14 protein-coding genes are annotated in these 12,523 nt (G+C 61.9%); all 14 read left to right on the top strand.

What is annotated here, in order from left to right; genetic code table 11:
* Positions 1–50: 50 nt before the first annotated feature.
* The 14 genes from M8R19_RS17985 to M8R19_RS17920 all read left to right on the top strand — a co-directional run bounded on the left by M8R19_RS17985 (position 51) and on the right by M8R19_RS17920 (position 12,491).
* Entirely contained in the window at positions 51–1,265 is a 1,215-nt protein-coding gene (locus M8R19_RS17985) for a tyrosine-type recombinase/integrase (protein WP_249918495.1), read from the top strand.
* A gap of 1 nt (position 1,266) precedes the next feature.
* Positions 1,267–1,806: a hypothetical protein gene (locus M8R19_RS17980; protein WP_249918494.1), complete on the top strand. Its 540-nt coding sequence runs from the start codon at positions 1,267–1,269 to the stop codon at positions 1,804–1,806.
* A gap of 97 nt (positions 1,807–1,903) precedes the next feature.
* The gene (locus M8R19_RS17975) at positions 1,904–2,119 is read left to right on the top strand and encodes a helix-turn-helix transcriptional regulator (RefSeq protein WP_249918493.1); all 216 of its coding nucleotides are present in this window, start codon (positions 1,904–1,906) and stop codon (positions 2,117–2,119) included.
* Positions 2,120–2,211: 92 nt separating this feature from the next.
* Positions 2,212–2,466 carry a hypothetical protein gene (locus M8R19_RS17970; RefSeq protein WP_249918492.1) on the top strand — a complete coding sequence of 85 codons (255 nt, stop codon included), beginning with the start codon at positions 2,212–2,214 and terminating at the stop codon, positions 2,464–2,466.
* Between the two features lie 275 nt (positions 2,467–2,741).
* Positions 2,742–3,002, top strand: a complete 261-nt coding sequence (locus M8R19_RS17965; protein WP_249918491.1) for a hypothetical protein — start codon at positions 2,742–2,744, stop codon at positions 3,000–3,002.
* Positions 2,999–3,268, top strand: coding sequence for a hypothetical protein (locus M8R19_RS17960; RefSeq protein ID WP_249918490.1), 270 nt, complete (start codon positions 2,999–3,001; stop codon positions 3,266–3,268). The genes M8R19_RS17965 and M8R19_RS17960 overlap by 4 nt, the downstream gene beginning before the upstream one ends.
* Complete coding sequence (locus M8R19_RS17955; protein WP_249918489.1) at positions 3,265–3,579, top strand: hypothetical protein; 315 nt, start codon at positions 3,265–3,267, stop codon at positions 3,577–3,579. Before M8R19_RS17960 ends, M8R19_RS17955 begins: the two co-directional genes overlap by 4 nt.
* A complete protein-coding gene (locus tag M8R19_RS17950) occupies positions 3,560–4,027 on the top strand; it encodes a hypothetical protein (protein WP_249918488.1) in 468 nt (155 codons plus the stop codon). The genes M8R19_RS17955 and M8R19_RS17950 overlap by 20 nt, the downstream gene beginning before the upstream one ends.
* Before the next feature lie 983 nt (positions 4,028–5,010).
* Complete coding sequence (locus M8R19_RS17945) at positions 5,011–6,237, top strand: phage major capsid protein (RefSeq protein ID WP_249918487.1); 1,227 nt, start codon at positions 5,011–5,013, stop codon at positions 6,235–6,237.
* Between the two features lie 158 nt (positions 6,238–6,395).
* Entirely contained in the window at positions 6,396–6,596 is a 201-nt protein-coding gene (locus M8R19_RS17940) for a hypothetical protein (RefSeq protein WP_249918486.1), read from the top strand.
* 9 nt (positions 6,597–6,605) lie between these two features.
* Entirely contained in the window at positions 6,606–6,950 is a 345-nt protein-coding gene (locus tag M8R19_RS17935) for an HNH endonuclease (protein ID WP_249918485.1), read from the top strand.
* 70 nt (positions 6,951–7,020) lie between these two features.
* On the top strand, positions 7,021–7,503 hold the full coding sequence (locus M8R19_RS17930; protein ID WP_043272278.1) for an HK97-gp10 family putative phage morphogenesis protein: 483 nt from the start codon (positions 7,021–7,023) through the stop codon (positions 7,501–7,503).
* Positions 7,504–7,512: 9 nt separating this feature from the next.
* Entirely contained in the window at positions 7,513–9,831 is a 2,319-nt protein-coding gene (locus M8R19_RS17925; protein WP_249918484.1) for a phage tail tape measure protein, read from the top strand.
* A gap of 350 nt (positions 9,832–10,181) precedes the next feature.
* Complete coding sequence (locus M8R19_RS17920; protein ID WP_502942905.1) at positions 10,182–12,491, top strand: LTA synthase family protein; 2,310 nt, start codon at positions 10,182–10,184, stop codon at positions 12,489–12,491.
* Positions 12,492–12,523: the final 32 nt, after the last annotated feature.

The following is a 12,523-nucleotide window of genomic DNA, read 5'->3' as shown; positions in this document are numbered from 1 at the left end:
TCACACCCGGATGCCTATCCGGCGCCCGGCGTGGCTTTCCGGGGATATCCGTGCCTCTCACCGACTCCGCAGCCCGTACCGCCAAGCCCCGCGAGAAGCTTTACCGCCTCTCCGACACCCTGGGCCTGAGCCTCGAAATCACCCCCACCAGCAGCAAGCTCTGGCGCTTCCGGTACCGCTTCGCCGGCAAGCCGAAAATGATCAGCCTGGGCGCCTATCCTGCCGTCACACTCGCCAGAGCCCGAGAATTGCGCGACGTTGCACGATCACAGGTTGCCGCTGGGGTAGATCCATCTAAGCACAAACAGGCCGAGAAACGCGCCAGAGAGGCCGAGGCGTACACATTCGAGAAACTGGCCAACGAGTGGTACGCCTACAGCGCCCCTCGATGGGCAGACGCCACCGCCTACAAGGCCCGCCTGTACCTGGACAACGACATCATCCCTGGCATCGGCAAGCGGCCGGTGGCCGAAATCACCAGGCCCGATCTGGTGGAACTAGTGCGCAAGGTCGAAGCCCGGGGAACCCTGAACGCCGCCGGCAAGATCCGGCAGTGGCTCAACCAGATATTCCGCTTCGGCCTGGCCAAGGGGGTGGCCACCACCAACCCGGCCACCGACCTCGACGTGGTGGCTGCGCACGCGCCCCAGGTGAAGCACCACCCTCACGTCCCGCTGTCGGAGCTCCCCGAACTGCTGGAGAGGCTGGCCGGGGCCAGGTGCGACCAGCCCACCAAGATAGCCATTCACCTGCTGGTGCTGACCGGAGTGCGCCCTGGCGAGCTGCGCCAGGCACCTTGGAATGAGTTCGATCTGGACGCCGCCACCTGGACCATCCCAGCGGCCAGGATGAAGGCCAGGCGCCCGCACATCGTCCCGCTACCCACCCAGGCCGTGGACCTGCTGCGCGACCTGCAGAAGATCACCGGCCGGTATGACCTCGCCTTTGCCGGCAAGGCAAACCCCGGTCGCCCGCTGAGCGAGAACACTATCAACAAGGCGCTCAGGATCATCGGCTACGAGGGGCGGCAGACAGGCCATGGCTTCCGGCACCTGATCAGCACTGAGCTGAACAGCCGCGGCTACAACCGCGATTGGATCGAGCGCCAGCTAGCCCATGGCGACAAGGACGAGATCCGCGACACCTACAACCACGCCCACTACCTCGAGCAGCGCCGGGGAATGATGCAGGCTTGGGCGAACGAGATCGACGCGCTAGGCGCCGGAACGAATGTGGTGAGTTTTAATCACCAGGGGAGGGGTTGATTTGTTAGTGAAAGTTAAAGGCTTTTACGCCAAAGAGATAACCATATTCTCAGCAGGAGTCGTTTCAGGAATGGCCATAATTCTTCTTTATGTGTGGTTAATCAGGAACGGCCTTGAGAAATACGGATGGTTCTTTGCTGCAACAATGGCCGGGATTCTTTCAACGCTACTAGGAGTAAGCAGAGTCCTGCGCGATGCAACAACATTTGAAAAAGGCAGTCAAACATCGAAGCAAATTGAGGAAGATCAATCTATACATGATAAAGCCAGAAACCAGACAGCAAGCACGAATACCGTTGAAAGTCCGGCCCCTGATATCTCTTCACCGGTTACTCTGATTTTCCCTTACGCTACAAAAGCACTGGAAGCCGCTCGCAACGCAGCTATTAGGTACTGGGTTGAATATGATCCAGAAAATCAACCCCTGCAGAAAAATGTAACGTCATTTATATCTGAACAAGGTATTCCTAGCAGGCAGGCACAAGAATTAGCTAACGCCATCAAACCTGACACATTAAAGGGTAGTGACACAACGGCATGACATATCGACGTGTCGTTATGTCAGATATTTTCGTCACTATTTGCGCGCATCTAAGTTTCGGCCATCGCTCCCAACCAGCCCCAAGGAGGCTAAAGCGATGGCAGACAAAGCAACTCAGCCCCAGCGCTTCATCCGCATCAAAGAAGTGCTCTCCATCACCTCGCTCAGCAAGTCCGATCTGTATCGCCGGATCGCTGCTGGCACCTTCCCCGCTCAGATCAATCTCGGCCCGATGACCGTCGTATGGGCCGAAGAAGAAGTTCGTGCCTGGATGGATTCCCGCATCGCTGAAGCTCGCGGGGTGGCCGCCTAATGGACAAAAAAAAGGCCGACCAACAGGCCAGCCCTCAAAATTCGCAACGTAATACTATCACAGTCGCCAACGCTCCAACCAAGCTGAGCCGCGTGCTCGCCTTCCTGGTGGCCGGCGGCTCCCTCAATCGCTTCGAGGCCGAGCGCATCGGCGACCACTGCCTCAACTCCACCATCAGCGCCCTGGCCCACAACTGGGGCATCGAGTTCCAGCGCCAGCCTGAGCGCGTGCCCACCCGCTGGGGCAAGGACTGCGACGTCATCCGTTACAGCATCCCCGCATCCCAGCTCAAGCGTGCCCAGCGTGCGCTGGCGATGATGGCCATCAACCGGAGGGCTGCCGCATGACTCTTGCGCTCAGCCCTTCCTCCCGCTATTGTGAGGTCGTCACGGTAAATCCCGTGACCGACCTTGGCCGGTCGTTCAACTTGGCGCGCAGGCGCCCCATTCCGTTGCAGGCGCTTTTTTTGCGTCTGCACATTCGTGTTATGGCGGCTGTGCGTGGGACACCTTCGGGTGTGCCGGGTGCCAAGTTCCCGGTCGGCCAACCCGCGTACAGCTGCCTCCCTAACTCGCTTGGCCGCGAGCGGTGGCAGCTCCACATCAAACTTGGAGCTTCGCCCATGACCAGCCGTAATCCGTCTAAAGCACGCGCCGCCGCCCATCGGGCCATGGCCCTTGCCGCCCTCCGCAGCAATTCCTCCCTCGCTGTTCGACTCAACCGCTACAACCACCACCGCGCTATCCAGCGCGCCCTTGAAGCCCAGCCCAACGCCTGCGATTGGCTGGAGAACCTGGAAGGGGATGCCTGGGCCGATGCCTGCGAAGAGATTGCCGCCGCTCTGAAAGCCCGCGCCCTGAATGCGCAAGGGGGTGCGCAATGAGCACCATTGAAAGCATCGCCGACGACGGCATTGAGCATGCCCGCTATTGCACCGAACAGGCACGCTGGCTGAATGCCTTGGCTGCTTCGATCTGCGATGCCCTTGAGGGCGGAAAGGCCAGGCCGGAAATCCGGGAAGAGCGCGCCAAAGAACTGGCCAGCCTGATCAGCTACCTGGCGCATGACCTCACCCACTACTCGGAGCGCCGCGCCTCCGAAATGGAGAAGGAGCTTGCCGCCGCGCAAGCTCAAGGAGGTGCGGAATGAGCGCAGTGAACTGGAGCGACCTGCTCGACAGCGTGCGTGATTTCGAGCGCCTGCCCGATGACAAGAAAGAGCGCGCGAACGAGGCCGCGGACCATTACATCGGCCAACTGGCGGCTGGCATCTCTGGCATTGGCAATCTCCTGGCCTGTACCGCCTCCAACGGCAAAACCGGCCTGGACGATGAGACGGCTACCGATATCGGCTGGATGCTGAAGAACATCGGCGATTTGATTGTCAGGCTCAGTGATATCGCGGTAGCGACGAAGCCCGAGGCCGGCCAAGGCGGTGGAAATGGCCCGAACGCTGGCTAAATCGAAAGGCCGCCGGGAGTCTGGAAACTTCGCTGCCCTGCCCCACGTTGTGATGGACAGCGAAGATTTCCGGTCTCTTTCGGGTGGCGCGCTCAAGGTACTGCTGGGCTTGCTCCGGCAGTACCGCGGATCGAACAACGGCGACCTCAGCGCCACCTTCGCTAGCGCTAGCGAATGGGGTATCGGCAGCAAGGCCACCCTCGCCAAGGCCCTGGAAGAGCTCCAGGAGCGCGATCTGATCGTGCGCACCCGGGAAGGCAGGTTCATCAAGCCTGGTGGCTGCTGCGCGCTGTACGCGATCACCTGGCGTCCTATCGACCCGTGCGAAGGAAAGATTGAGGTATCGCCGACCACCACCCCGCCGCGCAAATTCAGCCTCGAAAGAGCAAAACACCCGGTACAGAAACTGTACCGACAGGGTACAGAAACTGTACCCATGGAGGCCTGACGGACCATGAAAAACACGCTCATGGGTACAGAAACTGTACCGATGGAGGGGTTTCACTTGGTACAGAAACTGTACTCCTTCTTAGATATACCAGGGCGTAGCCCTGGCCATCTCCAATCTACTGCCCTTGGAAATGGCTCCAAAGAGGGCTCAGAAGTGCGCGCGCCCCCCACGGTGCGCAAATTTGGGCGCCAATTCTGCTGGCTGGAAGAGTTAGCAAACGCCAGATCTGGGGCTAGCCCACTGGTGGCGTTTGAAACGCGGGCAGTGAAGCGTCCGCAGGGAGCGGCCCAGTGTGGCGATTTGGTCTCAGTGAGGCGTTTTCGCCACAGTTGGGCGAAGCAGGCCAACCGGCCGCCAGTCGTTCCAAAGATCCGCATTTCAAATGCTACCCTTCCGAACTGCCGTTTCAAACGGAACTTGGAACCCAGTGCTAACCGGCTGGGTTTCTTCCGGGTTTCCGCCCCGGATTGGAAAGTGTGCAGATCCTCACCTTTTCCTAAAGGTCGGAATCCCGGCTTTAGAGGAAGTAAGCTTGATCCTCATTCAGGAGAGAAAACCGCTCCACAACGCCGCCGCCAGCGCGCCTTGCCCTCGCTTCCTTTTGAAAGGGAAGCGAGCCCAGTTCCTTCCAGAACGAAACGTGTACGCCTGGTGACGATGGCTGATACCGGAAAATCCGGCGTCAAAAGTGACCCCACCTCACCTTTAAATCCCTCTGATCAGAGGGATTTAAATCCCCGGGATTCCGGGTATCTCGATCTGTTCAATGCTCGCCCACAATACCGTTCGTCGGATGAATCCAGGCTCTGAAACGGTACGGGACAGTACGGGACAAACACCAAAAACCACCAGTAGATCAGGGGATTGGCGCGCGCGTAGATTGGTTGCCATAGCCTCATGCTTGGCGCTGGGGCTCCGTCATGCTTGGCGCTGGCGGGACGGGTGAAAGCCCATCTCCCTATCTGACTGGAGTCCCTGATATGCCCACCCATGAGACCGTTGCTGCTCGAACCAGCCGACTGCGCGCCCATCTGAATGCTGGCGGCGCTGCCGATCCCCGTGTTCTGGCGGCCATTAGCGAAGAGGTCAGCGCCCTGGGGAATGACCTGAGCGAAACCCTCAAGGCCTTCACCGAAAGCAACCAAGCCATCAAGCAGCACGGCGCTGAAGTGAATTCCCGACTGCTGGCCCTGGAACAGTCCTTCCTGGCTGGTGGTGACGGCCAACAGCGTCAGCACGGCACCCTGCGCGACGTGTCCGGCGAGGTCGTCCGCTCCCTGGGTGAGTCCACCGCCTTCGCCGCGCTGAAGGAATGGAACCACGGCACCGCTCGTACCAAGCTTAGCGCCAGCATCCGCGCCATCGTCACCGAAGGCCGCGGCGATTCGAACAGCAGCACCATGCCGAGCAACCCGGAACGCTCCGGCATCGTCGGCCCGGTGCTGCCGCCGCTGACTCTGATCCAGGTCCTGCCGTCCCGTCCGACCACCAGCGATGCCGTCGAGCACGTCCGCCTGAACGTCACCGGCGATGCCGCCCAGCAGGTCAAGGAAGGCGATGAGAAAGCTGAACTTGACTTCGAAGGCGCCCTGGTCCGTGCCGACATCATCACCGTGGCCGGTCATACCACCGCGTCCAAGCAGGTTCTGTCTGACAACGGCGCCCTGCAGAGCCAAATCGACTTGGTGATCCGCTCCAAGGTGATGAGCAAGCTGGAGGACCACATCCTGAACGGCCAGGGTGGCGACGACATCGAGGGCCTTCTGCACCTGGCCACAGTGATGGTTCCGTCGCTTACCACCACGGCCGCCGACCGCATCGGCGAGACCGTCACCGCAATGCGCGCCAACGGCTACAACCCGAACGTCATCGTGATGAACGTGTGGGATTGGCTGAAGCTGGGTATCACCAAGGACGCCGACGGCAACTACCAGTTCGGCAGCCCGCTCTCCCCGGCCGGCATGACGCTGTGGAACAGCCCTGTCGTGACTAGCAGCAAGATCCCGCAGGGTCAGGTGCTGGTACTCGACACAGCGTACATCACCGTCCTGGACCGTGAAGCCGCCAGCGTGATGGTGAGCAACAGCCACAAGGACTACTTCACCCGCAATCTGGTGCTGATCCTGGGTGAACTGCGTGCCGGCCTGGAAGTCCTCGATGGCCAAGCCATCTACCTGGTGGACCTGGAAGACGCCACCAGCAGCTGATAGCAGACCGGGCCTGTCTCGCGACGGGCTCGGCGTGGATTAGCGGTGAGTGCCACGGTCAAGAAAACCGCCGCAGCCTGAGCTGTAAGGAGGATCGCAGTGATCAGGCACTAGGCCCGCGCCAGGCGGGCCTTTTACCAATACTCGGGAGAGAACCAATGACCACCACCAACGAACTGCCCAAGCACGTACAGCGCGCACTCAACACCATCGCCCACGCTCGCGCCCTGCTCCATGAGGTAAGCCAGCGTGATCGCCTGCGCCGTGAGATCGATGACTTGCTGTCCCGCGGTATGAGCCACGCCGACGCGCTGGAACACCTGCGCGCCAATCCGCCGATTGTCGATCCGAACTACTGAGTACCTGTCATGCCTGACCTTCCTCGCTCGCACAGCGCCAGCAGCACCACGGTCCAGAAGCACAAGCCTCGCTCTGCACGTGGCACTGCTGCTCAACGTGGCTATGGCTACAAGTGGCAGAAGGCTCGCGCTGCCTTCCTCGCACGCAATCCACTGTGCGCTGAGTGCGAGCGCCATGGAAAGATCAAGCTGGCCACCGAGGTTGACCACATCAAGCCACACAAGGGCGACCAGTTGCTGTTCTGGAGCGAGTCGAACTGGCAAGGCCTCTGCAAGCCCTGTCACTCGGCCAAAACAGCGAGCGAAGACGGCGGCTTCGGCAACAAGCAACGGGAGGGCGGGGCGAAAGTTTGAGGACTCTGGCTTCCAGACCGCCCGCCCCTAAGAGCTTTCATTTCCACAGAATTCAGGTTCAGGAGGCCCTATGGCCGACGCATTCGAAGTGAATCTCAAAGGCCTCGACGAGATCATGAAAAAGCTCCGCGAGCTGGGGCCAAAGCTGGAGCGCACCTACCTTCGGCGCGCAGCGCGCAAGGCCATGAACATCGTCAAGGATGACGCCAAGGCTCGCGTCAAACCCACCGACAACCCCAAGACCGCCGAGAACATCGCCAAGAACATCGTCGTCCAGGAGTCCAGCCGGCGCAGCAAGGCCGTGGGCGGTGTGGTCATGCGGGTGGGTGTCCTGGGCGGCGCTCAGAATGCCAAGGCGGGTGGCCTGATCGGCAAGAAGAACCTGAAGGAAAACCCGGGTGGCGACACCTGGTACTGGCGGTTCATGGAGTTCGGCACCGAGCATCAGGCCGCCCAGCCCTTCATGCGCCCGGCCCTTGAAGAGAACACCGAGAACGTCACCGAAACCATGGCTGTCGAGCTGAACAAGGCCATCGACAAGCTCGCCCAATAGGAGGCCCCAATGGCCAGCCGATCCCTCGGACAACTCACGCTGGACCTCATTGCCAAGACTGGCGGCTTCACCGGCCCCCTGAGCAAGGCGGAGCGTGACGCCCAGCAGCGCATGCAGAACATCAGGAAGAACGCCGAGGCGGCCGGCAAGGCAATCGGCGGCTTCACCGTTGCCGCGGCAGGCAGCCTTACCGCGCTGACGCTGAGCACCGTCAAATCCGCGGCCGAGATAACGCGGCTCTCCCAGGTAGCCAACGCCAGTACGACGGAATTCCAGAAGTATGCCCTGGCCGCCGAGACGATGGGCGTCGAGCAGGACAAGCTCGCCGACATCTTCAAGGATGTGAACGATAAGGTCGGCGACTTCCTGAACACCAAGGGCGGCGCGCTGAAGGACTTCTTCGACAATGTGGCGCCCAAGGTTGGCGTTACCGCCGATGAGTTCCGCAAGCTCTCTGGCCCCCAGGCCCTGGGCCTGTATGTGTCCAGCCTGGAGAAGGCTGGCGCCAGTCAGCAGGATATGACCTTCTACCTAGAGGCAATTGCGAGTGACGCCACTGCGCTCCTGCCCCTGCTGAAGAACAACGCTGCCGGCTTCAAGACTCTGGCCGATACCGCCTCTGCTGCTGGCGCCGTTCTCGACAACGACACGATCAAGTCGGCCAACGAACTGAATGCCGCCATCTGGCTCATCGAGAAGAGCTCGGCCGGCATGAAGAATCAGATCGAGAAGGCCCTGTTGCCGGTCCTCTCCAACTTCGCTGGCAAGCTGAGCGACACCGCCATCAACGGCACGCTGAGCCGCTCCGTCTCGGATGACCTGGCCGCGAGCTTCACCACCTTGGCCAAGGGAGCGGTCGGCGCCGTGGCTGGCGTTCACATGCTTTACACCGGCCTGAAAACACTCTCCGACCTGGATGACGCCTCGATGAAAGGCTCGTCCTACTGGGAGAAGTTCGTGCCGCCGGCGCGCTTCTATCGGACGTGGCAGAACTTCGACGAGATCGAGAAGGTTCTGACCGATGCCGGGGTGAAGTTCGACGGTCTGGCCAACGGCTATGCCGACCTGATCACCAGCTTCAACACACCGATCTCCAATCAGCCGAGCAACAAGGTCAAGGAGATTGCCGAGCTGATGGAACTGCTGCAGAAGAATGGCACCAACGCCGGCATCGTGTTCGACCAGAACGCCGCCAATCAGGCCCTGGCAGCAAAGCAAGCAGCGGACGCCATCAATTCCCAGATCGAGGCGCTGAAGCTCCAGGCCGCAACGCTGGGCATGACGGCCGACCAGCAGACGATCTACAAGCTCGCCCTGGATGGCGCGACCGAGGCCCAGGTCAGTCAGGCCAAGGCCTACCTGGATACCGTCGCAGCCTTCGAAAAGCACGCCAAGGAGCAGGAGGACTACAAGGGCCTGGTCGCCGATCTGCGCACCGAGGAAGAGAAGCTCAATGACCAACTCAAGGAGCGGCTGAAGATCATCGACGCGATGCCCGACCTCAGCGATTCCGAGCGACATACTCAAGCAGCTCGGGCAGTAAATGCGGCCTTCACGAAAGCCCCCGATTTCGGTGGCGTGGATGCCTCGGTTGGTGGACCAGCCGGCGAATTGATGAAGGTGGACAAGGCACAGGAAGAGCTGGAGAAATGGTACGAACAGCAGCTCGAAATGCTGGATAAAAATCGTGAAGCGCGCGCCGAACTCAATGCCGAGTGGGATGCCAAAGAACTTGATCTGAAGCGCCAGCACGAAGACGCCTTGGCGAACATCGAAAGGAACCGCCAACTCGTCCAGATATCAGCTGCGGAGAGTACCTTCGGCAGCCTGGCGGAAATGGCCAAGTCCTATGCCGGTGAATCCTCGGGGATCTACAAGGCAATGTTCGCCGTAGAGAAAGGCATCGCCATTGCCCGAGCAGCTGTCGCCATTCAGGAAGGTATCGCCCTGGCTGCCGCGAATCCTTTCCCGCTGAACCTGGCAGCGATGGCCACGGTAGCAGCAGAGACAGCCAGCATAGTCGGGAACATCGCCGCTATCGGTATGGCCCACGACGGCATCGACGCAGTACCTGAAACCGGCACTTGGCTGCTGCAGAAGGGCGAGCGTGTCGTCACTTCGGCTACCAGTGCAAAGCTCGACAAGACCTTGAGCAGGGTACAAGAAGGAATGTCCCAAACAACGAATAACACCAGCCACGGCGACCGCAACATCAATGTCACTGTCACCTTGCCCGCTGGTGGATCATCCAAAGAGCAGAAGGTGAGCGGGGCGAAGATCGGGCGCCAGATCGCCCGCGCAGTCGACGCGGCCGGGAGGTACAGTTAATGGTCCAAGCCACTCGCACAAACGTGAGTAGATTTGTGAGTAGAAAGAAAACAGGAAATCGTTAAAGCCAGCAATGACAAGGCCTGCAGGCGACCATTCGATTCCGTCCCTGGCACCAAGACTCCGAAAGGCCCCTGCGTTCACCAGAACCAGGGGCCTTTTGCATTTCCGCCCTCAGCCGATCACGGCCGCGCTTCCGCCACTGGTCGCCCGCCCGGCGAAACTCCCTCTGTTTCCGTTGTCTACTGGCGCGTAGCACAACGTTTTTTCAGAATGATGACATTCCGGATGATTTCCGCCCGATGGATGGGATACTTTCAGGCCCTTCGATGCCTGAAAAGGGAGTGCTCGTGCATCCTCTAAAACGCTGGTGGCAACAACGCGGCAACCTCGCGACGCTTGCCATCCTGTTCCTGGTGATCCCGCTGGCCAGCCGCCATGCCTTTGGCTGGGGCAACCTCTATGGCTACCTTTCGGATCTGGCCATCGGCAGCCTGCTGGTCCTGTTGCTGCACCGCCTGCGCCTGTTCGTAGCCCTGCCGATCATGCTGCTGTGGGCGCTGATGACGATCGGTAACGCCGAGCTGGTCAGCGCCGTGGGCCGCATGCCCGATCCCAGCGACCTGCACTTCATGGCCGACCCGACCTTCGTCGGCAACTCCACCCAGGGCGGCGGCATCGCCCACCCTTGGCTGGCCGGCGCGCTGCTCGGCGCCATCGTGCTCTGCGCAGTGCTGTGGCGCCGCCGCGAACAGCGCCTGTCGCGCTTCGCCTATAGCGTGCCGGTGGTCCTGCTGGGCGCCCACTTCGGCCTACAGTACGTGATCCCCAACGACGTCGACGTGTGGAAGCAGTTCAACCTGCCGCACCGCCTGCTGGCCGGCGTCGCCAGCCAGGGCCAGCTCGCCGCCGAGGACTGGCTGGCCGGCGACCAGGGCGACACCCCGCCGGACGTCACCGGGCTGACCCAGCTCGACCTCTCCGGCACCCCGCTGCTGTCCGGCCCGGGCACGGCGAAGAACGTGCTGATCATCACCATGGAAGGCATCCCCGGCGCCTACGTGGCGACCAACCGCGCGGCGCTGAGCAGCAGCTACGAAGAATCCATGATGCCCAGGCTCAGCGCCTGGGCCGAACGCTCGATGACCACCCCGGACTACGTGGTGCACAGCCACCAGACCATCCGCGGCCTCTACGCCCTGCTCTGCGGCGACTACAGCAAGCTGGACAACGGCACGCCCAAGGGCGTCGAGCTGCTGTCCAACCCCGGCCGCGCCGCCGAGTGCCTGCCGGCGCAGCTGCGCCAGCACGGCTTCAGCACCCACTTCCTGCAGGGCGCCGGCCTGCGCTTCATGGCCAAGGACAAGGTGATGCCGGCCATGGGCTTCGACAAGACCCTCGGCCGCGACTGGTTCAAGAAGAAGCCCTACCTGGAGTTCGCCTGGGGCATGGACGACAAGGCCTTCTTCGAGGGCGCGCTGGACTACGTCGGCCAGCTGCGCAAGGACAAGAAGCCGTGGATGCTCACCCTGCTCACCGTCGGCACCCACCAGCCCTACTCGGCCACCCCGGAATACCTGGCCAGGTATCCCACGCCGCGCCAGGCCGCAGTCGGTTACCTGGATGACGCGGTCGACGCCTTCCTCGCCGGCCTGGAAAAACAGGGCGTGCTCAAGGACACCCTGGTGATCGTCACCTCCGACGAATCCCACGGCATCGACAACGTGCGCCTGGCCTCGTCCTGGGGCCTGAACCTGGTGCTGGCCCCCGAGCAGGCGGCGCTGCCGCCGGTGAAGAGCGGCGTCTACGGCCACGTCGACATGGACGCCTCGATCCTCGACTACTTCGGCTTCACCCCGCCGAAGGACGTTTCCGGCCGCTCGCTGTTCCGCGAGTACGACAAGGGCCGCGAGATGGTCTCCTTCACCAACGGCATGCTGCGCTTCCACGATGGCAGGCAGACCTTCACCGAGTGCGACTTCCAGCAGGTCTGCCGGCGCTACAAGAGCGATGGCTTCATCGCCGACAGCGCCCAGTTCGTCGGGCGCTTCAGCGGCCGCGACGCGCGCCTGGTCGCCGCCCGCGCCGGCATCCTCGACCATTCGGTGACCGGCAGCGGCCCGGGCGGCGAATACCAGTTCGCCACCCAGGAGAAGATCCGCATCAAGCCGCAGGTCACCAACGAGTACACCGACAACCTGATCGGCGCCCAGTACCTGGAGTTCCCGGCCGACAGCCACACTACGGTGAACCTGAAGATCCGCGCGCTGCAGATGGACAAGGCCGGGGCCAAGGTGCAGCTGAAGACCCGCGAGTTCGAGCGCCCGGTGGACCTGGCGATCCCCGAGTTCCCGCGGCTGACCCGCGACAAGCCGCTGGAGGTGACCTTCGGCTTCGACAACGAGCGCGCGCGCAAGGCCTTCTCCTTCCACCTGCTGGCCGAAGGCAAGGGCATCATCGAGATCACCGATTTCCACGTGCAGACGCAGCCGCGCAAATCGGCCATCGACGCCAGCGAGCATCCCACCCGCCTGGCCGGCGGCAGCGTGCTGCCCGGCCCGCGCATCGGTGGCCGCCCGGCGCTGATGGCCGGCCAGCTCGACCAGCTCGACGAAGAGAGCCGCGACAGCAACGCCGCCGAGCCGCAGATCACCCAGTGAACCCGGGCCCCGACCAATGTCGGGGCCTGCGG

It is taken from the genome of Pseudomonas sp. R3.Fl (assembly GCF_023516765.1).
GTDB classification, from domain to species: Bacteria; Pseudomonadota; Gammaproteobacteria; order Pseudomonadales; family Pseudomonadaceae; genus Pseudomonas; species Pseudomonas citronellolis.
This window is presented reverse-complemented; position numbering and strand designations above follow the sequence as displayed.

What these genes read in the sequence shown, in the direction of transcription:
- M8R19_RS17925 (WP_249918484.1), top strand. Translation starts at nt 7,513, where the DNA reads ATGGCCAGCCGATCCCTCGGACAACTCACGCTGGACCTCATTGCCAAG.
- M8R19_RS17930 (WP_043272278.1), top strand. Translation starts at nt 7,021, where the DNA reads ATGGCCGACGCATTCGAAGTGAATCTCAAAGGCCTCGACGAGATCATG.
- M8R19_RS17975 (WP_249918493.1), top strand. Translation starts at nt 1,904, where the DNA reads ATGGCAGACAAAGCAACTCAGCCCCAGCGCTTCATCCGCATCAAAGAA.
- M8R19_RS17935 (WP_249918485.1), top strand. Translation starts at nt 6,606, where the DNA reads ATGCCTGACCTTCCTCGCTCGCACAGCGCCAGCAGCACCACGGTCCAG.
- M8R19_RS17950 (WP_249918488.1), top strand. Translation starts at nt 3,560, where the DNA reads ATGGCCCGAACGCTGGCTAAATCGAAAGGCCGCCGGGAGTCTGGAAAC.
- M8R19_RS17945 (WP_249918487.1), top strand. Translation starts at nt 5,011, where the DNA reads ATGCCCACCCATGAGACCGTTGCTGCTCGAACCAGCCGACTGCGCGCC.
- M8R19_RS17940 (WP_249918486.1), top strand. Translation starts at nt 6,396, where the DNA reads ATGACCACCACCAACGAACTGCCCAAGCACGTACAGCGCGCACTCAAC.
- M8R19_RS17955 (WP_249918489.1), top strand. Translation starts at nt 3,265, where the DNA reads ATGAGCGCAGTGAACTGGAGCGACCTGCTCGACAGCGTGCGTGATTTC.
- M8R19_RS17965 (WP_249918491.1), top strand. Translation starts at nt 2,742, where the DNA reads ATGACCAGCCGTAATCCGTCTAAAGCACGCGCCGCCGCCCATCGGGCC.
- M8R19_RS17960 (WP_249918490.1), top strand. Translation starts at nt 2,999, where the DNA reads ATGAGCACCATTGAAAGCATCGCCGACGACGGCATTGAGCATGCCCGC.